This is a genomic window from Chryseobacterium sp. S90, from assembly GCF_047444895.1.
GTDB lineage: Bacteria > Bacteroidota > Bacteroidia > Flavobacteriales > Weeksellaceae > Chryseobacterium.
On the sequence record NZ_JBLGCX010000012.1, the window covers coordinates 13,563 to 33,253 of the forward strand.

Sequence of the window (19,691 nt, forward strand, 5' to 3'; positions counted from 1 at the left end):
GCTTCAAAGCGTAATAAAGCTTAAATATATTAGTACCAGAAACATCAGAATCAATCCAATAGAGTTTACAATAAATAATAAGGAACTTTTCAGTATACTTATTCTTTTTTTTGTTTCATATACCTTGTGGTGTGCAATAAATAAATACACCATCATATAGATCGCTAGTGCTAAGCATAATAAAACATACAATAAGGTAAGAGAATTGTTGTCTGGTAAAAAACTAGTGATTTTTTCTCCTATAATAAGGATCAATACATCCAGTAAAAGGAACGAAAAATAGTGAAGGGTAAAAATTCCATGATCAAAGTACCACCATTTTTTCTTGTTATGGAACAGCCATAAAAAGAATCCGAATATAGGAAGGTATATGAAAAGTGCTTTGGGAACTGTATGAATAAGGTTTTCTTTATATTTTTTCCATATCTGATGTTTAGTGACCCCCTCTTCCATTAATTCAAATACTTTTTTTGAAACGGGTCTCATTAATGTATAAATTCCTGTTTTATCCTTGGCGAGAATAGAATCATACTGTTTTATGGAGTAAGCATCCATAACAGATGTTTCTTTGGTATCGGGTGTACGGTCAAAAAAATCACTTTTTTCTTCAATCACTTTTTTCTTTAAGGTGTCCAGCGCTTTTTGAGTGGTAGCTGCATCTTTATGAGGCTGAACCTCTTTTTTTTGTAAATCCGGCAGAATATGTATTGAGAGTTCTTTCTGATCTACTTTTATTTGTAAATGATGACCGGAATTTTTTGCCTCCTCCTTAGCGTGTGGTAGGATATTAGGAAGGAAGAATGTAATGAAACTTATAAAAATATATAATTTTACAGGTGCTACATATAACTGTCTTTTACCTGCCAGATATTCTTTGGTCAGTGTTCCGGGGCGGGTGAACAGATAGTGTATAGTTTTCCAGAAGTGTCCGTCATAATGCGTGAAATCCTTAATGAAATGAGTAAAGAGGAAATGAAAGGATTGTCTGTTGTCAATATTTTCTTGTCCGCAGTGAGGACAAAACCTTTCTTCAACTTGGTGTCCGCAGTTCAGGCAGGTTTTATCGTCTCTTAGTTTTCCGTGTTCCATGATTTATACGTATAATTAAAACAAACATGAATATCCAATGAAATGAGGTCATAATATTTAATAAGCTGCTGGTTTTTCATCTCGTAATCCTGAGTCTTAATTGTTAAGCTATAAATAGAAATGCTGAAGACTTCCCCTCTTCTATAGTTTGTTTTTGTAAACCTATATAAAATTTATTAAAGTGGTTAACATAATATTGTAGTTTTATATCTCAATTCCCATAAAATAATTACGATTAATTTGAAATGATTAGAAGAATTATCAAAAGAGGCTGTCTACGATGTTTGTACTGTCAAACGTAGGAGACAGTCTCTTTAGCTTACTGAAATATAAATGACGTATTGAAATCATCTTTTAGAACAATAAAGGCATTGAACTTCTTACCGTTTTTGCTTTTCATATTTTGAATAAGTGAGGTTCTTCCTGTGGATACTAAAGAAGTAATTTCCTGTATGCTGAGCTGTATGCCGCATATGCTTCTGAATAGTATCCATGAGCATTGTTCATCAGGGCATTTGACAATTTTATCTTTGATGATTAGGTTCTGCTGCCGGCATTTGGGACATTTGAGTTCAGGGATGTTTTTCTGGGGAATTGATAATGATAGGAGTTCGCCCGTAATTTCTGCTGTATAGTTTTGGATATCATCCATGAATTGGTTTACACAGAGTTCGCCTCTTTCAATTTTATCCAGTGCCATTTCCCATTCTGCTGTCATTTGTACGTTGGCTATTTTTTTGTCTTTTACAAGCTGATAAACCTGAAGTCCTTTCTCTGTGGGTTGCAGTGTTTTGTTTTTTCTAATGATATAGTTTCTGCTGAGTAAAGTTTCAATGATAGATGCTCTTGTTGCAGGGGTGCCTATCCCAATGTTGGCAAGTGCTTTCTGCTCATCTTTGCTTTCTGTAAATCTGCCGGCATCTTCCATAGCTGATAACAAATCTGCTTCTGTGTAGAGCTTGGGAGGCTGAGTCGTTTTTTCCTGTAGTATTGTTTCTGAAATTTTGAATTCATCACCGATCTTAAATTCAGGAAGCACCATAAGAGGCTCTTCAATATTGTTGATGTTTTCACTGTTCTTACTGTTTGGGTTGCTGTTATCCGAGAGAATGCCTTTAATAGAGCGCCAGCCTTTGCTTAGTATTGTAGTTCCTTTGATATGGAATTCATAATGATGTACTTTGATGGTAATATTACTGATCTGCTTTAAACATGGTTCTGATAGTGATTCAAGTAACCGGTAGGCAATCATATTATAGACTGATCTTTCTGCTGCGCTGAGTGCGGAAGGTATTTTTGTGGTGATCAATAGTCCGTGATGGTCGGTCACCTTAAGGTTGTTTACGATGCGTTTGTTGAAGTTGCCGAATTTTAAGTTTGAAACAGCTTGCTTGAATGGTTCGGTCATATTGAGAATTCTTACCAGTTCCGGAATCTCTGTCCAGAGGTCTTCAGGTATATAGTTGCTGCCGGTTCTCGGATAGGTAATGAATTTTTTTTCATAAAGACTCTGGGCGGTCTGTAAAACCTCATCCGCTGAAAGCCCGAGTTTTCTGTTGGCTTCTTTTTGAAGTCCGGTAAGGTCAAAGAGCAATGGAGATTGCTCTTGCATTGTTTTGATAGATACATCTTCGACCGTAGCTATTCCCCCCTCCCGCTCTATGGATTTTACGATTTGTTCCGCCTGCTTTTTGTCTTCCCATTGTTCTGTAGACAGACTGGTAAAATCCAAATATTCTTTTCGGTGCTTTAATCGGATCTGCCAGTATTGTTTCTTTTTGAAATTCTGATGTTCTAAGAATCTTTTACAGATCAGTGCCAGTGTGGGAGTTTGAACCCTTCCCAAAGAATAAACTTCCTGATGAGCTGCTATGGATAATGCCTGAGTGGCATTGATTCCAACCAGCCAGTCAGCCTCGCTCCGTGCTTTGGCCGCGGCATATAAACCATCGAAAGCTGAACCTGGCTGCAGATGTTCAAAGCCTTCTCGTATTGCTTTTTCGGTCAGCGAACTGATCCAGAGTCTTTCAAAGGGTTTGCTGCAGGTCAGGTACTCGTAAATGTACCGGAAGATCAACTCTCCTTCTCTTCCTGCATCGGTAGCCACAATGATACTGCTGCATTGGCCGATAACATGCTTTATTATTTTTAGCTGTTTCAGCGCAGATGGGTCGAGCTGACGGATATTGGCTTGTTTTGTTTTTCTGGGAGTCAGTATAAATGGATGGGGAAAGATAGGCAAAGAGGCTTTATCAAAGCCTCTTATCCCATAATCTTCCGGCATTCCCAGTGATACCAAATGTCCTAATGCCCAGGTAACACAATACCCATTACCAGCCAGATAACCGTCTGTGTTATCGTAGACTTGTAGCAGCTGGGCAATCTCTCTCGCTACACTGGGTTTTTCTGCAATAATTGCTTTCATCTTTTTTGGGTTGATGGTTAATTTAGATTTTATTTCCTCTGGATTTAGTTGGTTTCCTTTGTTGACTCTTCTCCTGCTGCTTATTGGCTGGTTCTTGTTGTTTGGATTCAAGCGGCTTTTTGATGTTTTTAGTAGCTTCATTGGTCTTACCATCGGAATTGACCGCTTGTTGGGTTTTATGATTTTCTGCAGGCTGTGCCTTATCTCTCAGTTTATTAGGATGGGTGAAGGAGAATTCTGTTCTGGAAGTTTCTGTATTGAAGGTAATATACCCCTGGTATTCCTTGCCTTTTCCGTCTACAAGTCCATCAACATACACCGTTTGCCCTGCTTTGAACTTTTCGTATTGTGAGTCGTCCAGCTCTTTTCCTCTGAAAACTTTCGGTGCTTCAGCATCTTTGTTCTGAATCTGTTGGGTGGCCTCTTCTTGCTGGGTTTGACTTTGACTCTGACGCTGGTTGTTGTTGAACAGAAATTCGACATAGCGTTTATCTGCATTGAACTGTACGGTAGCATCAAAGGCCTCTCCTTTTTTGGAAATCATACCTTCCAGATAAAGCGGCTTACCTTCTAACAGCAATTGTTTTTGATGTTCATCCAGTGGTATTCCCTTGATCTCATCAGGGATTTTCATGTACTCTGCCCTGTAGGCCACCAGCTCATTGGTGAGCCGGTCCCTGCTGATCACCGAAGGGATAATTTCATCGGTCTTAGGATTGATCAAATCTACTACTCTTCCCATATTACCGGTTTCTCTAAGGTTCTTTTTATCTTCTTCACTGAATTCATGGCCTAAGAATTTCATATTGAGGTTCGGCTCCCTGCGTATACCATGAAGGTGAATAGCAACTTCTCCGGTATCTCCGGCCTGAAGAGATAACCTGACATCCATCTTACTGACTGCTGTTCCCAGATTAATGGTAATGGGAATAAGTGTATTGGTTTTAAAGCCTCTCAGCAGAGTGTCCATTGCATCCATTTTTTCAAGCTTCTGTTGATTAAGCCCGAATTTCTCCATCGTTTTCCAGTCGATCTGTTCCGGCTGAAAACGGTATTCCTGTGTTTCTGTGTTGTTGTCCATTGTATTCTTATTTTTTGGATTATTGATGTTCTTAGGTACAAGTTCATATTCCTTAAGCATTTTCTTTTCTTCAGGACTTGCCTGATAAATATACTGTTGAAGATCTTTTGCAGTGTTCACTGCATCGTATTCTGAAATTATAAAAAAACTGAAATCACTGGGATTTTTAAGCTGCCGGTAAAAGTTGGAAAAGAAATTGGAGAAGATATCACCCTGTTTATCTATCCTGATCAACTGACTATCATCATTTTTATCTTGGGGTGAAAACTTTTGTAAATTTCCATCCTTATCAATTCCCTTGACCATTTCAACTTCATTGGTATGGGTGTTCAGAACCAGTAAAGTTTCCGCTGCCAGCTTAATAGTTGGGGATTCCTGAGGTTTTATAGTTTCATCTTTCATCACATTTTTAATTATTGTGATGAAGGTATATTCTTAAGACAAGAGATTTTTTAAGTGGAATTGCATGGGCAGTTTTGGCTTTGACTGTCTCTGTCTACTTTTATCAGGAGCTTAAGCTTTTCCTGATCAGCTGGTGTACATCCGATAGTTTATAATACAGCTTACCGCTGATGGTATAATAAGGTAACTTTTTACCGGTACGGTAACGCTGCAGTGACCTTGAACTTATTTTTAAAAGCTGTAAAACATCCTGGTTATCCAAAAGCTGTTCACCGTCAATTTCTAAAAACTGGGATTGATTCTTAATCATTTGCTCTTTGAGAAGGTCAAACCGCTCCATGATTCTTTCCATCCAGGCAATAAATTCTGTTCTTTCAATATTCATAGGATAATTTTTTGATGGTTAGTGAGGTAAAGTTGACCAATAGAAACCATATAAAATCACTACTGATTCGTAGTACCGAAAAGATTTATTGTCTTTAGATTCTAAAATAAGATCCTCATGCTTGTTTGCCATAACGTTTTGTGCATCTTGAATAGAGCCGTCACTGATAAAAAAATAGTTATCTTCATTAAAAAGGAAAAAAGAGATTTACTGATCATTAAATATTTATCTAAGGGTTATAAAGTGACTGAGATAAAAGAACAATTAAGCTCCCGTAATTCTCTTAAAATCAGTGAAAGCTTGATTGAAAAGAGGTTAAGCATTATCCGTAAGCAATATCAAGCCAAAACACTTTTTCACTTAGCCATCATTCTCAAAAAAGAAAAGATAATCTGATAACCTGTAACAGAATATATGTTATCTGATTAAAAAATTACCTATATTATGTTTTACATCTCTCATTAATTTGGTTCTGTACGTTTGTTTTGATACATTACCATACCAAAATTATGTATCCATAAAACTTTTTGTTCATGAAGCTTCCTCCTGAATTCGAAAACCAATATGTAAAAGATGTCCTTTATAATACTGCTCTTCAAAACCTTCCGGATGAAGAGTGGAAACCGATTGAAAGTTTTGAAAATTATGCAGTCTCCAATTATGGCCGTGTTAAAAGTTTAGAGCGCTGGATTACCTCATTGGACGGAAGAAAGCGTAAAACACCGGATCATATTATGAGATTACAATTCATGAAATTTTTCAATAAATATCTAAATGAAAACTTTTACAATATCACCTGTTTGTTATCCTCAGAAGGAAAAAGATTCCGAAAGTCTGTACCTCGTTTGGTCTATCAACATTTTATTGAAAAGCTTGATCCTAGAGAAGCGGATTCTTTTCTTATTTCATGTAAAGATGGTAACAGATTCCATCTGCATGCTAAAAATTTAGAGAAACTCTCCATTAGCGACGAACGCCTTAAAAGGGTTAAATCAGATAGAGTAAAAAACAGCAGAAACGATTATCAGAGGACTATCAATCAATATACCGTTGAAGGTGAGCTGATCGCTACATTTGAAAACATTCGTACAGCAAGCAATACCCTTGGCATTGGTGGCAGAAATATCTTCCATGCATTGAACAAAAATCAGCTAACTGCAGGAGGATTCCGGTGGTTCTTTAAAGATCAGGCTCTTAACAAAAAAGATTTTCAATTGACTACGGAAAATAAACCAGATGATCAAAGTACGTTACTCAACAAATCTCTGTGGGAAAAGCTAGGCAAACCTTCAATTGATAAAAACAATCCACCTGCATGCATGAACCTTTCCCTGAATGATCTTCCCGGGGAGCATTGGAAACCGATACCCGGACTTGAAGATGGATATGCTATTTCTAATAAAGGAAGGGTAAAACGCCTCAGCAGTTGGACAACCTCCAAAAATAAAAGCTTTTGGCAGGAAAAGATCATGTCCATTAATGTGGAAAAAAGGTCCGGTCGTTATAACCCTTTATTTTATATTGTGGTAAATCGTAAAAGCCGGAAAACCCTGTTAGTGATCTCCCGACTGCTTTATTATTCTTTTGTGGAAGAATTTGATATGAACAATAAAACACTGATCATAATTAATGAAAACCAACCTATCTGGGATTTCGATATCTCGAAACTTAAATTAAAAACCAGAATTTCTTTACTTAAAGGAAAATGATAAAGAAATCTGTCGGCAAAAAATGAATAGGTATTGTACTTTAATACCTTGCACCTTACTGCGCGTTCAATTCAGTGATTGACATAGATATACACATTGCAAGATATCACAGAGAACAATAGATATCACATTATAAATCACTAAAAATCAATCATACACTAGAATGTAGTGAAAAAACTACAGAAGAATCATTGGAAAAAATTAGGCTGACTGAAAAGTAATTATATAAATTTGCAGTGTACTACCAAACCAGTACACAAAGACACATGATTACATTTAAAAATTTATCCTTTGCTTATTCGCAAAAAAAAGTATTGAATGATGTTAATCTTCAGTATGAGCCGGGTAAAATATATTATTTGCTTGGGCCGAATGGATTCGGAAAATCGACCCTGCTGCGTAGTATTGCGGGTTTGCATCGTCCAAAGACAGGAAGTTTAGAAGTTAATAATCATCCTGCTTTCAAGCGGAATATCAAGCTCCTTCAAGACCTTTGTTTTGTTTCTGACGGAATGTATTGTCCGGATATGCTTATTACTAAATTTGCTGCTTTATATGGTTCTTTATATCCACTCTTTAAGATGGATACTTTTTATCAATACCTGTTCATGTTTGAAGTGAAAAAAGAAGCTCATATTTCTGAACTGAGTTTTGGACAGAGAAAAAAACTTTTCCTGGCTTTTGCCTTTGCTACTAACGCTAGAATCATTTTACTGGATGAACCGATCAACGGGCTTGATATTAAGAGTAAAAGAGAATTTAGAAAGATTCTTACAGAAACAGCCAATGATGATAAAACAGTAATTATCGGCACCCATGATGTATCAGATATGGATATACTGGCAGACGGCATTACGGTTCTGGGACAACAGGAAGTTATTTTTCATCAGAATACCAGCGATATCCTACAGAAATTAGCCTTTGATATTGTGAAAGATCCCATAGAAGCAAAGCAAGCCTTATATAGTGAACAGACCTATCAGGGATTTATGACCATTACCCCAAATATTAAACATAAGGAAACCAATCTCAATATTGAGTTGTTGTACCATGCTTTGCTTAAGCAGCAACATAAAATAACTTCATTATTCAAATAAAACATATTATGAAAGAAAATTTTTCACTCTCCCGTTTTAAAAAATTATTAGCTATTGACTGGCAGGCCAATCGCAAGAAATACATGTTTATTATCCTGGCTATGCTTGCCTTTTGGATTCTGTACGGCTTGGCAGCCCTTTGGCTCATAACATCGCTAAAAAAAGATATTTTCACCAATCCCAGTGCCATTAAGCTAGCATTTTTTCTTCAAATGTTCGGTTTTATAAGTTTTTTAGCTTGCGGAAGTTTTACAGAAATAGGAACTGATACAAACAAGACTTCTTATATTCTGCTGCTACCCAATACCAATGGGGAAAAGTTTATGGCTAAGTTTATCATAACTGCAATTTTATTTTGGATTGTATTTTTTGTCAGTGCTTTTATAGGGTTATATTTCCTTTGGAATATCTTTTATCCTATTGCCATGCATCATGTCTCTGCTGAATATCTGGCGGTTAAAAAATTTGATACATGGCATAATATTAAGGTAATGACCGGCATGGAAAGTATTACCTATGCATTCTTTTTTCATTCAGTTTTTACATTAGGATCTATTATCTTAAGTAAATTTAAATATATCACAACTTTATTAGTCGTTACATTATTCTATTTTGGAGTAGCTTTATTAAATTTGCAGGCGAAAACAGATACGTATTATCTATATATTTATGGATTTTTCACCATTAGTCTCTGGCTTATAGCGTATCGAAAATTAAAAACCTATAGCTTGTAAAAATGCAATTCAGAGATCAAATACCCATATACCTTCAGATCGCAGATATTATTTGTGAAAATATTCTTTTAAAACAATGGCTTCCTGAGCAGCGTATTCCTTCTATAAGGGACTTTGCCACTCAGCTTATTGTAAATCCCAATACCATTGTACGCACTTATGAATTTCTAGAGCAAAAAAGAATAATTATGAATCAACGTGGTATTGGCTTCTCTATAACTAAAAATGGATACGAGCTGGTGCTTGAATATAAAAAGGAAGATTTTATAAAAAAAGAACTTCCTCATTTTTTCAGGCAATTATATCTGCTCGATCTTGATATACAAGCTCTGGAAGATGATTTTAACACGTTCAGTGAAAATTATAATAAGGAATTATAATTGTAAGTTTATATAAATTCTCTGATATCAAAATCACTGACTTAAGAGTCATTAGAAGTTCGGTTAGACTCGTTATACCGACTGGTACAAACACCGACAGGATCTGATTATAGTTGATTTTCAGGTCAATAAAATAAATTCCCACCCTATTATATTAGTAAAAAAACTACAATATAATAATGATAAAACGACATTAATTCACAGTATTTTAAAAAATATCCTTATAAATATGGTATAGTAGAAAATTAGTGCTCTAACCGAAGGAAAAAAACGGTACCGAAATTATATCAAAAAAGAATAATTTTAAAATATTTATCAAATGAGAAAAATGTATTTATTACCAATGGTTTTCATTGGTGCTTTGTCCTATGGACAAGTAGGGATCAATAGCTTGACTCCCAAATCGACATTAGATGTTACCAGTAAAACATCAGACGGAAGTGCCGCGGAAGGTTTCATTCTTCCCCGGGTAACAGGTAATGCTCTTCATGCCGCTGAAGCTGCAGGGGTATATGGCGCAGATCAGGATGCTACATTGGCTTATGTGACCGCTGCGCCTGACCCAGCTAACCGTACCGGCCAGGTTGAAGGAATGGATGATGCAGGGTTTTATTATTTCAACGCAGGTAGTAACCGCTGGGTAAAAATGGTATCCAGTGGTACGAATACAGCTGCGGTAACCCAGATGTTGTGTTCAGCTTCCACTGATATTGGAGTTCTGGAAGCAGGAGAACCTGCGGCAGGTATCAATACCTCGATTCCTTATAACGGAGGTAACGGCGGTATTTACTCTCCTGTAAGTGTGCCTTCTACCGGAGTTACCGGTCTTACGGCCACACTTCCTTCCGGTACATTGAATAATGGCAGTGGTACATTCACCTTCAATATTACAGGGACTCCTTCTGCAGCCGGTACTGCGGTGTTCACTATCAGTATAGCCGGGGAGACCTGCGGTTTCACTCGTACTGTGGCAGCGGCAGGATCTTCTCCTGATGTAGTTCCTGTGATTATTAACGGCCAAATCCGCCAGATGATGACCCATAACTTAGGAGCGGAGACTTTTCTGGATCCTAATTCCCTTAATCAGGCGATTACGGGAAATTATTATCAGTGGGGTAAACTGAATCCTGTGGCTACGGCTTATGTGTCTACTGCCATCTCCGGATGGAGCACAGCTGCAGCTGCTAATAAAGCTTGGAATTCCGGTACCGAGGCTGTTCCTGTAAAGACTGCCAATGATCCTTGTCCTGCAGGCTTCCGTGTTCCTACCCGAAATGAATGGGTATCATTTATCACTAACAGTCCTAATCCTACGAATATAGGAACGTTTGTTGCTTCTCCCGGTAGTCCTACAAACTTCACTGCGGGTAAAAAGTTTGTCAATAATGGAAGCACCCTGGTCTTTCCTGCTGCAGGCGGCCGCAACGATACTACGGGAGCCCTGGGCGGCCGTGCCTACAACGGCTACTATTGGAGCAGTACAGAGAATAGTACAAAAGCCTACGGCCTCAACTTCACTAGCAGTACGGTAGAGTCCGCCGGCAACTACACTCGTGCGAACGGATTTTCAGTGCGATGTGTTTCAGAATAGATTCTATTAATTTAATTCATTAGTCTATTAAGCGGAATTTATTTGTCTATTTAAAATTTTATTAAAGACGATACTCATACATCTGTGCGGCAAAGAATTTGCCGCACTTTTTAGTAGCTTTTCTAAAACAAACAAGATATATATTGCAATTATTCTCAATGGCTATCAGTTTAAATTATGAAAGTAAACCACACCGTTTTTATAAAAAATCCTATTATTTGGATTAAGCAATGTAACAAATGAAGGTCGAAAATGAACTTTAGAGGATGTTTTCGCTGACTTATAATATGTTTTAGGATTTGATTAAATATGTCAACAAACTTTTACAGAATTGGGATGGTCAATTTGACCGTCTTTTTCAGTTTGAGCTATTAAAACATTGCTATGGAAAAACACTAATATAAATTGTTTTTAGACAACAACAGCATTATACAATTTAATTGAATATATAGCTTAAAGTAAGTGCAACTACCTGTTCAGACTTTTTATTATCGGTACCATGTTTTTCTTTGGCAAGACCGGGATAGGTATCAGATAAGCCTAAATCATATTGTACTGTTACTTCAAGCTGTCTTTTATAGCTATATCCTAGTCCGAATCCCAGTCCCCAGTTAAAGTTCTTGGCTTTTCCGTTGACTTCCGGTTGCGCAGGATCAGTAACATCCGGATCATAATAAGGTCTTAATGTAGGCACATTTCTGACTTTCTGATTTAATAAAAAATTAAACCTGGGACCTATCAGTCCAAACATTTCCGATTCGTCTCCTGAAAAGTATGTTTTTAGGAAAAGAGGTACGCTCACATAGTTATTGGCATATACTGCATTGTAACCGTCTTTTCCCTTAGCCTTTTTGTTTCTTCCTGTTTCTCCTGCTCCGTAGTAAAGAACTTCAGGCTGTATATAAAATTGATTGGCAATACCTACAGGGATCAGAGCCAAAACACCCACCTGAGAGGCATACCTCGCACCAGCAGGATTGTGGGCACGGGATACACTTGAGTAGTTTACCCCTCCTGTAAGACCAAATCTTGTAATATTCCATAATACTTGTGCAGAGGATAAAGTGGAAAGAGTCAAAGCCGAGGCTACTAAAAGTTTTTTCATATGATAGATATTATGTTCTGATATTGGGCTCTATTTTTCCCAATTGATTTTACAATATAAAGATGACTGGTTCCCATTAATGTAAACCATAAGAATCTCTTCATTTCCTTTACAATAAAATGTAATCTACCAATTCCATTACTGGCCTATTTGGTAAACAAGCATGGATCTGGAGTTGCTCTCCTTGAATTAAGTGAATAGTTTTTGAAACGATTCTGTTGCAATGAGTATTAGTTCTGCTCCGGTAAAATAAAACTGTTACTATAGACAGTAGGATTATGGTGATATTCCTGTAATCCTTTCTCATCTGTTCCATACATGGCATCACCCCATTGTTTTTCAACATATATTTTTATTTTGGAAACGTCGTTATCCTGAAAATAATAAGGAATATCATTATCATAGTAATAATATAATTCAGATCTGTAGTAGTATCCATCATTACCCCAGTAACCACCCTTTTTATAATAATTCTTAGGAGCGTAGTAATGTCCGTTAATATAATAAGGCCATTCAGCCTCATTTTTAGTAAGTTCATCCGAATTGTCTCTTGAACAAGAGACTAAACCTGCGGTAACTATCATAAAGCTTAATGCTATTATCAGTAAATTTTTCATAATCAATATTATTTAAGAACTGTTAGTACCTAATTTTTTTAGACCTTCAATACGTACAGTAACTCTTTAATATTCACAATACCTGTCGGAGAAAGGTAAGCTCACTTTTATTTTAATTTTTCATGAATTTAAAAAGCCGGAACGAGAGAAGTTGCTGTATATCGCGCATAATAGTTGGGAATAAAAGCCCCTTCTATAGCTGTATTTATATTCTTCCTATATTGTAAAATTAAACCTTATATTTTAGCTAATACTTCGAATAACTATCGTTTTTTGTGGTAATCTCTGTAAAGCAATAACTACGATGCTTGCTTTTATTTGAAAGGAATAATAATCTATATCAATATTGTTAGATAGAATTACAGTAGGCTAATGAAAATATTGTAGTAAAGGTAATGAGTACGTTTATTTTACTATTGAAAAAAACGGGAATAACTAAAATTTATAGCAAACTTAAAATAAAATGCAGCAAATAATATCTGCTGCATTGGTTTCTAGAAGTTATTTAAAAGCAATATATTATAATTTTACTCTGAAATACAGCGTACCGATACGCCATTTGCACGGCTCCCGTTGTTCTCTGGATTAATTGTACTGCTAAAGGAAAAATTGTATGCGTTTGAACCTGCGTACTCCGTACTACTCCAGTAGTTCCCGTTATAAGCTCGGTTTGTTAATGCTCCGGTATTGTAGACTCGGTATCCTGTAGTAGGTAGGGTTAAAGTATTTCCATTGTTGGAGAATACCGTGGCAGCAGTAAAATTATTGGTTCCATCTGTAGATGATGTAGCCCAAGTTCCAATATGACTAGCAGTACTGCTCGCCTTAAATCCCACCCATTCATGTCGTGTAGGAACACGGAATCCTGCAGGACAAGGATCATCATCCGTTTTTATTGGTTCAGTTTCGGTACCTTTGTTCCATGCTTTATCAGGTGCTATTTCTTTATTCCATCCTGAAATAGCTTCAGCAGACGTATAAGACGTAGCCACTGCATCTTTTCTACCCCATTGATAGTAATCCCCCATAATAGCTTGTGTAGGCAAATCAGGGTCCAGGATAGGATTGGCACCTAGATTTCGGGACATCATTTGGCGGATCTTACCGTTAATAGAGACATTTACTATATCATCAAATCTAGTCCTAGGTTGTACCGGAAGGCTGAAACTGCAGGTTTTACCCGCCAGATTGATATTAAAAGTAGCCGTTCCTGTTGTAAGAGGCGTTCCTGTGATATTAAATATTAAAAAGCCACCACCAATACTAAGATTTCCAGGATAGAGATCTGCATTAAGATTTGTAACACCAGTAGAAGGAATATGTAAAGCAGAATACTCACCTCCATTCCCACCATTATAGGGTACAATGACACTGACCCCAGAAGCGGGCCGTGCTGTTTCCAAGAACCCTACATTAGTAGAAGAAGAACATAACAACTGTGATAAGGTTGCTGTAACCTTAGCAGTAGAGATTATTTTGATCCATCGATTACTCGCTGCATCGAAATAGTAGAATCCTTTAACATCTATTCCTTCTACCTGACCAGTACGTTTATCAGGATCAGGAGGTGCTGTAACATATACCAGAATGGCATCCTTAGCATTAGAATAAATACCGTTTACTTCTGATGTTTTAAGCATGTTACCCGCCAGACGAGGTATGATAATTCCTTCTGAAGTGTTGGTATAAACTTGTCCATACAATAAGTTGCCAAGAAAAAACATTGGTAATAAATATATTTTTCTCATGTGTTAAATATTTGATAATTAGTTTTATTGGGTTCTAATGGTATACTTTTCTATAGATAATAAAGTAGGTAAACCAGTTAACCTAGAGATGGTTAAAATCAAAAATTTAAATGTCAATTTTGTGATTTACCTCCTTGATAGCTGATGTTATTTGCCATTGGTAATAATTCTAAGGGATGATTTTCTTTTATCTATCCAAAAGAAATCATACAAAAAATAATATTTCTATTCTAATATTGATTTCTTACATTAACCACTTGAATAGCCAAGATTAAAATTGCCTAATGTTTATTTTTATTACTTATACAATATCAATACACCAAACAATATAATTTATATATGATAATTTTTCATAAAAATACATAATTTAATATAACACGCCAATTACATAATCATCGTATTTAATCTAGATAAATGTAGTTTTTCAACTACAGATAAGAACCAGAATATAACAACCCTGGCCACAAGAATAAAGGTGATAATATATTAGAATGTAAACATAAAACAACATCATGAAATAAAGACAGAGAAGTTTACCCGAGTAGTGTATACATATATTTTAAAATTCAATTATTATGAAATCACTAAAAGAATTTATTACCGAAAAACTTTTCTGGGAAATCGATAATGATAAGAGTCACTGGTGATTTTCTGCCGTATAGTTTTAGAGACCATCCATAAATTGGATTTATAATAGAATGTAGAATATAGCAAGCAGTAGATTATCACAAGTGAGTTACTATTTAGCATCAGTTTTGTTGATTTAGTAATGTAACTTTTGATAACATTGTTGTGATAATGTCCATAAATTGATTGGTGGCTGGAAGTGAGCAGGAACAACAGTATTGCTACCCGTAACCAGCGTTATACTGCAATATGTTCGTTTTTCCAATTCATGGAAAGAAAGTATCCCACTAAACCGGCAACCTGGCAATCGATATGTTCCATCAGGCTGAAGAAGAAAAAAACGACTTCCATAAATTACCTGACAACAGATGGAATTAAATGCATATTGGATCAAGTGCCTTTAAATAGTAAGCACGGACGTCGGAATCTAACGATTCTTAGTCTGCTTTATGAAACAGGAGCCAGAATCCAGGAAATTATTGACCTTACCTGTACAAGTGTAAGGCTTGAAAACCTGCAATTATCCGATTACATGGTAAAGGAAACAAATCACGTGTTGTACCTCTCAGAGACGAGATGGTTAATGTTCTTAAAACATACCTTGACGAAAATCATCCGTCCTTCCCATATGAAAGGGAATATCCTTTGTTTTATAACAGAGGAAGGAATAAACTTACAGGATCAGGTATTACATATATACTGCAAAACTATGCCGCAATGGCACATACCCAAAGTCCGGAACTAGTTCATAAAAAAATCAGTCCACATTGTTTTAGACATTCACGAGCTATGCACTTATTGCAGGCTCGTGTAAATCTGATATACATCCGTGATTTGTTGGGACATACTTCCATACAGACCACAGAAATATATGCAAAAGCCGATTCCAAATTTAAAAGAGAAGCCATAGAAAAAGTATCTGAAAATTTGTTCAGTACTCAAATAAAGGAGACCTCCTGGAAAAAAGATAAAGAATTAAAATCATTTTTGAAAGGATTGGCTTAAATTATTATGAAAAGCTGTTTTTCAGAATAAGCATGTAATCATTTGATTACTAACACCTCTGAAAAACAGCTTGTGATAATCTACTGCTTGCTATATTCAACAGAAACTTTTCTGAATTCTTTAAAAAGCTTGCTAAGTTCTAAAGCTGATTTTCTTGCTCTTGTTCCTGCTGCCTTATTTCCTTTTTCTGACTGTTGGTTAGCTTCAGTAGTAAATGCATCAAATTCTGCGTTAATCTTTTCTAATAGTTCTTTCATAACTAAATAATATATAATTAATTTTGGAGAGCCAATATAATGTTTATACCGGCAAATAGCAATAATAGATTGCCAATTTTTTAAACTTTCAAAATTACCTGTTCAGATAACCCCAAGAGGCTTTCTGAGGAGCAATTTCTGTCTCATTATTTCCCTCAGGATCAACAATTACAAGTAATACAGCTCTGTTCTCCGTATATTTATTCTGAAATACAACGTACAGAAAAGCCGTAAGGACGGCTGAGTGAATAATTGGCAGGAGCAATATCTTTAAAGAAAGAGAGGAAATAGGCATCCGTAGTAAGCACTTCATTTTCCGTACTGCTCCAATAATTTCCATTATTGGCACGATACCCCAATGCTCCTGTAAGATAGAAACGGTTTCCACCTCCGGGGAAAGTAATCTTATTTCCGTTATTCTTAAATACCTTTGCAACACTGAAATTGGTAGCACCATCAGTGGCACCTAAGGCCCATGTTCCTATATTAGTGGTGGTACTGGCGGTAATAAATCCCTGCCATTCAGCTCGGGTAGGAACCCGGTATCCGCTAGGACATGGATCATTCGCGGTATTTTTTAAAGGCACTGATTCAGTACCTTTATTCCAGGATTTGTTAGCTGCATTTGTGGTGTTATAACCTGAAATTGCAGCAGCAGAAGTGTATGCTGTTGCAGCAGGGTCCTTTCTACCCCATTGGTAATAATTACCTATAATTGCCTGATTAGGAATATCAGGGTTTTTCGAGGTGTCAACACCCACGTTATGAGCTTTCATTCTTCGGATCTTTCCGTCAATAATCACCTCAATATCGTCTGCAAAAGAGCTGCCCGCCTTCACAGTACGGCTGAAGTTACAGGTTTGTCCACCTATGCTAAGATTAAAATTAGCCGTACCCGATGTCACAGCAGTTCCTATAATACTGAAATTAAGGGTACCGCTTCCGTTTTGAAATGTACCAGCAGTAAGTATAGCAGTAAGTCCTGCTACCCCACTGGAAGGAATACTCACACCGCTAAATGTGCCGCCATTACCTCCATTATAAGGTATCTGAGTCATGACTCCTGCCGCAGGGGTCTGGGAGGTCAAGTCTCCTGAATGGATAGAAGACAAGCACAGCAACTCAGTAATCTGACCTACATTGGGAGTATTACTGCCTGAAACAATCTTTGTCCAACGGTTAGCTCCCGCATCAAAAAAATAAAATCCGCGAGAATCTACTTTTTCCACCTGCCCTGTACGGTTATTAGGATCAGGAGCAGCAGTTACAAAAACAAGGGTAGCGTCCTGATCCGCCCCATATACTCCGGCATTATCGGCTGATTTAAGAGCATTTCCTGTCTCCCGCGGAATCATTAGACCTTCAGCATGGCTGCCGTCTATCGTTTTTTCAGTCACATCTAAAGTAGATCTGGGAGACTTATTATTAATTCCCACCTGTCCATAAGACAAAACACTCATTAAACCCATCGATAATAAATATCTTTTCTTCATTTACCTAAATATTTTAAATTTTGAATTCATTAATTTCGAAGAGATACTGTAATTTCAAAATTAGCATATTTTGAAGTCATTTATAAATTTTTACAGTCTCAGATTTTTCCCATTCCATCTATGGTTGGAAATGGTCAGGCAAATTTAATATACATCCCTTATACAGAAACCGAAGATTATGTAGTTTTATATTGTAAAGCATGTAAGATAATTACTAGCTTACTACAAGATTATAATAAAACTGTTAAAACGAATTAAAAATGACACAAATTGTATCCTAATCCGCATTACAGATGATACAAAATGAATCTAATTTTACAGTATATAAAAAGCAGTTGTACATATATCTCCAATATATTCTTTGTTTCCCTAGAAAGATATGGAGATGTATTCCAATATAGGCTTTAATCAGAAATGAGTGATTGGTATCAGATAAAGTCAGTTAAACCTGCTGATCCAACACAGTTGCCATAAAAATATTGATATAAGTCAGAAGATAAACAGTTGATGAAAATAAAAATCCGGAGAATAATTCCTCCGGATAAAAAATATTAATCGATCATTTTTATGCTCATTGCAGAAGGTACTGACCCCTACACTTATTTACAAACCATCTTATCCTAAACCAATACAAGATACTATTGTGAAATACAACGAATAGAATTACCACTGGTACGCACAGGAGCATTTGCAGTATAAATTTTTTCGGAATCAAAGGTTATAGCAATTGCCTGGATATTATTCTTATAGGGCGCTTCAGTGCTGCTCCAATAATATCCATTCACAGCACGCCACATTAAACTCCCATTATTATTATACACACGTGTTCCTGCCGCCGGCAGCGTTATGGTGTTTCCATTATTTACATATATTTTGGCAGCACTGAAATTAGCAGCACCTCCATATCCTGTGTTAACCCAGCTTCCAATATTATATTTAGAACTACTGGAACTGTCAAATGACTCCCATTCATTATGGGTAGGGACTCTAAAACCATCAGGGCATGGATCATTTAATGTTTTTACAGGAGAAGCTTCTGTTCCACTGTTCCAGGATTTATTGGGAGCATAAGCTGTGGCATTCCATCCCGCTATACTCCCAGGATCAGTGTAAGCAGTAGCAACAGCATCATGCCTGCCCCATTGGTAATAATCTCCCATAATACCCTGTTGAGGAAAATTAGGATTCATCTCAGTATTAGCTCCAAGGTTATAAATCATCATCTGACGGACAAGTCCATTGATAATCACACTAAGAGTTTGAGGTTGATTGGAAGCTTTCACGGCATTACCTGACATGCTTAAACTCTTGATTTGCTCGGAACGGCCTTCTTTCACTGCTGAACTCACTCTGTTTAGAGTCGGTTTTGGAGTCTTATTATGACCTCCTGTTTGTCCGTAAGACAAAATACCAAAGAAAATTATTGGTAACAGATAAATTTTTCTCATTTGTTTATAATATTTAAATTATTGATAATCTTTTCTTTTATTACTTAATTTAAGGTAATAGAAATAATGGATAGCTGTTCTAAATTTATATGCATTTTTTACAAATCATTAGACTGCACTTACTTTCATATCCATGACCTTATAACGAATTAACACTACGAATTTAGTATATTAGAATCTACCATATCACTGATATCCTATCATATTACATTTAATTAATCATAGTTTTTAAACTACGAAATAAAAAAACATTGGTACAGCATCTTTTGTCCATGTAATGGAAATCCTTAATAAAAATCCGGTAAAACTATTATAGCCATACCGGATCATGTAAACAAATAACTCAGACTTATTAATATTTCACACCATACAATGAAATATTAAACATTTTTAAAAGATTACAAATCTAAAAATATATTTTCTGTATTTACCTGTTACGATAGTCATATTATCACTAATAATAGTGTAGTTTTATAACGAACTTGAATAAGCTCTTAA

At 36.2% G+C, this 19,691-nt stretch carries 16 protein-coding genes; 6 read left to right on the top strand and 10 right to left on the bottom strand.

Annotated elements, in window-relative coordinates; all coding sequences use genetic code 11:
• Window positions 1-3: 3 nt before the first annotated feature.
• The 4 genes from ACLMCG_RS22090 to ACLMCG_RS22105 all read right to left on the bottom strand — a co-directional run bounded on the left by ACLMCG_RS22090 (window position 4) and on the right by ACLMCG_RS22105 (window position 5,382).
• On the bottom strand, window positions 4-1,089 hold the full coding sequence (locus ACLMCG_RS22090) for a DUF3667 domain-containing protein (protein WP_413961284.1): 1,086 nt from the start codon (window positions 1,087-1,089) through the stop codon (window positions 4-6).
• A 319-nt stretch (window positions 1,090-1,408) separates the two neighbouring features.
• Window positions 1,409-3,514 carry a DNA topoisomerase 3 gene (locus ACLMCG_RS22095; protein WP_413961285.1) on the bottom strand — a complete coding sequence of 702 codons (2,106 nt, stop codon included), beginning with the start codon at window positions 3,512-3,514 and terminating at the stop codon, window positions 1,409-1,411.
• 22 nt (window positions 3,515-3,536) lie between these two features.
• Entirely contained in the window at window positions 3,537-4,997 is a 1,461-nt protein-coding gene (locus ACLMCG_RS22100) for a DUF3945 domain-containing protein (protein WP_413961286.1), read from the bottom strand.
• Window positions 4,998-5,100: 103 nt separating this feature from the next.
• Complete coding sequence (locus ACLMCG_RS22105; RefSeq protein WP_413961287.1) at window positions 5,101-5,382, bottom strand: helix-turn-helix domain-containing protein; 282 nt, start codon at window positions 5,380-5,382, stop codon at window positions 5,101-5,103.
• A 533-nt stretch (window positions 5,383-5,915) separates the two neighbouring features.
• On the opposite strand from ACLMCG_RS22105, the gene ACLMCG_RS22110 reads away from it, so the two are divergent.
• The 5 genes from ACLMCG_RS22110 to ACLMCG_RS22130 all read left to right on the top strand — a co-directional run bounded on the left by ACLMCG_RS22110 (window position 5,916) and on the right by ACLMCG_RS22130 (window position 10,893).
• The gene (locus ACLMCG_RS22110; RefSeq protein ID WP_413961288.1) at window positions 5,916-7,091 is read left to right on the top strand and encodes an NUMOD4 domain-containing protein; all 1,176 of its coding nucleotides are present in this window, start codon (window positions 5,916-5,918) and stop codon (window positions 7,089-7,091) included.
• 266 nt (window positions 7,092-7,357) lie between these two features.
• The gene (locus ACLMCG_RS22115; protein WP_413961289.1) at window positions 7,358-8,188 is read left to right on the top strand and encodes an ATP-binding cassette domain-containing protein; all 831 of its coding nucleotides are present in this window, start codon (window positions 7,358-7,360) and stop codon (window positions 8,186-8,188) included.
• A gap of 8 nt (window positions 8,189-8,196) precedes the next feature.
• Window positions 8,197-8,922 (top strand): hypothetical protein, encoded by a 726-nt coding sequence (locus ACLMCG_RS22120; protein WP_413961290.1) that lies wholly within the window; start codon window positions 8,197-8,199, stop codon window positions 8,920-8,922.
• Window positions 8,923-8,924: 2 nt separating this feature from the next.
• On the top strand, window positions 8,925-9,302 hold the full coding sequence (locus ACLMCG_RS22125) for a GntR family transcriptional regulator (RefSeq protein ID WP_413961291.1): 378 nt from the start codon (window positions 8,925-8,927) through the stop codon (window positions 9,300-9,302).
• 319 nt (window positions 9,303-9,621) lie between these two features.
• Entirely contained in the window at window positions 9,622-10,893 is a 1,272-nt protein-coding gene (locus tag ACLMCG_RS22130) for an FISUMP domain-containing protein (protein ID WP_413961292.1), read from the top strand.
• A 436-nt stretch (window positions 10,894-11,329) separates the two neighbouring features.
• Here ACLMCG_RS22130 and ACLMCG_RS22135 read toward each other — a convergent pair whose 3' ends face one another.
• The 3 genes from ACLMCG_RS22135 to ACLMCG_RS22145 form a co-directional block, all read right to left on the bottom strand.
• Window positions 11,330-11,998 (bottom strand): porin family protein, encoded by a 669-nt coding sequence (locus tag ACLMCG_RS22135; protein WP_413961293.1) that lies wholly within the window; start codon window positions 11,996-11,998, stop codon window positions 11,330-11,332.
• A 230-nt stretch (window positions 11,999-12,228) separates the two neighbouring features.
• Window positions 12,229-12,615 (bottom strand): hypothetical protein, encoded by a 387-nt coding sequence (locus tag ACLMCG_RS22140; protein WP_413961294.1) that lies wholly within the window; start codon window positions 12,613-12,615, stop codon window positions 12,229-12,231.
• 527 nt (window positions 12,616-13,142) lie between these two features.
• Window positions 13,143-14,363, bottom strand: coding sequence for an FISUMP domain-containing protein (locus ACLMCG_RS22145; protein ID WP_413961295.1), 1,221 nt, complete (start codon window positions 14,361-14,363; stop codon window positions 13,143-13,145).
• Between the two features lie 1,149 nt (window positions 14,364-15,512).
• Between ACLMCG_RS22145 and ACLMCG_RS22150 the strand changes: the two genes are divergently transcribed.
• Window positions 15,513-15,995 (top strand): tyrosine-type recombinase/integrase, encoded by a 483-nt coding sequence (locus tag ACLMCG_RS22150; protein WP_413961357.1) that lies wholly within the window; start codon window positions 15,513-15,515, stop codon window positions 15,993-15,995.
• 80 nt (window positions 15,996-16,075) lie between these two features.
• On the opposite strand, the gene ACLMCG_RS22155 is transcribed toward ACLMCG_RS22150, so the two are convergent.
• The 3 genes from ACLMCG_RS22155 to ACLMCG_RS22165 form a co-directional block, all read right to left on the bottom strand.
• Complete coding sequence (locus ACLMCG_RS22155; RefSeq protein WP_413961296.1) at window positions 16,076-16,252, bottom strand: histone H1; 177 nt, start codon at window positions 16,250-16,252, stop codon at window positions 16,076-16,078.
• A 200-nt stretch (window positions 16,253-16,452) separates the two neighbouring features.
• On the bottom strand, window positions 16,453-17,745 hold the full coding sequence (locus tag ACLMCG_RS22160) for an FISUMP domain-containing protein (protein WP_413961297.1): 1,293 nt from the start codon (window positions 17,743-17,745) through the stop codon (window positions 16,453-16,455).
• 638 nt (window positions 17,746-18,383) lie between these two features.
• The gene (locus ACLMCG_RS22165; RefSeq protein ID WP_413961298.1) at window positions 18,384-19,193 is read right to left on the bottom strand and encodes an FISUMP domain-containing protein; all 810 of its coding nucleotides are present in this window, start codon (window positions 19,191-19,193) and stop codon (window positions 18,384-18,386) included.
• Window positions 19,194-19,691: the final 498 nt, after the last annotated feature.

Bases quoted from the DNA above. Each gene is read 5' to 3' on its own strand.
- ACLMCG_RS22090 (WP_413961284.1), bottom strand. From the start codon at position 1,089: ATGGAACACGGAAAACTAAGAGACGATAAAACCTGCCTGAACTGCGGA.
- ACLMCG_RS22095 (WP_413961285.1), bottom strand. From the start codon at position 3,514: ATGAAAGCAATTATTGCAGAAAAACCCAGTGTAGCGAGAGAGATTGCC.
- ACLMCG_RS22135 (WP_413961293.1), bottom strand. From the start codon at position 11,998: ATGAAAAAACTTTTAGTAGCCTCGGCTTTGACTCTTTCCACTTTATCC.
- ACLMCG_RS22165 (WP_413961298.1), bottom strand. From the start codon at position 19,193: ATGAGAAAAATTTATCTGTTACCAATAATTTTCTTTGGTATTTTGTCT.
- ACLMCG_RS22140 (WP_413961294.1), bottom strand. From the start codon at position 12,615: ATGAAAAATTTACTGATAATAGCATTAAGCTTTATGATAGTTACCGCA.
- ACLMCG_RS22105 (WP_413961287.1), bottom strand. From the start codon at position 5,382: ATGAATATTGAAAGAACAGAATTTATTGCCTGGATGGAAAGAATCATG.
- ACLMCG_RS22125 (WP_413961291.1), top strand. From the start codon at position 8,925: ATGCAATTCAGAGATCAAATACCCATATACCTTCAGATCGCAGATATT.
- ACLMCG_RS22145 (WP_413961295.1), bottom strand. From the start codon at position 14,363: ATGAGAAAAATATATTTATTACCAATGTTTTTTCTTGGCAACTTATTG.
- ACLMCG_RS22130 (WP_413961292.1), top strand. From the start codon at position 9,622: ATGAGAAAAATGTATTTATTACCAATGGTTTTCATTGGTGCTTTGTCC.
- ACLMCG_RS22160 (WP_413961297.1), bottom strand. From the start codon at position 17,745: ATGAAGAAAAGATATTTATTATCGATGGGTTTAATGAGTGTTTTGTCT.
- ACLMCG_RS22110 (WP_413961288.1), top strand. From the start codon at position 5,916: ATGAAGCTTCCTCCTGAATTCGAAAACCAATATGTAAAAGATGTCCTT.
- ACLMCG_RS22100 (WP_413961286.1), bottom strand. From the start codon at position 4,997: ATGAAAGATGAAACTATAAAACCTCAGGAATCCCCAACTATTAAGCTG.
- ACLMCG_RS22115 (WP_413961289.1), top strand. From the start codon at position 7,358: ATGATTACATTTAAAAATTTATCCTTTGCTTATTCGCAAAAAAAAGTA.
- ACLMCG_RS22155 (WP_413961296.1), bottom strand. From the start codon at position 16,252: ATGAAAGAACTATTAGAAAAGATTAACGCAGAATTTGATGCATTTACT.
- ACLMCG_RS22120 (WP_413961290.1), top strand. From the start codon at position 8,197: ATGAAAGAAAATTTTTCACTCTCCCGTTTTAAAAAATTATTAGCTATT.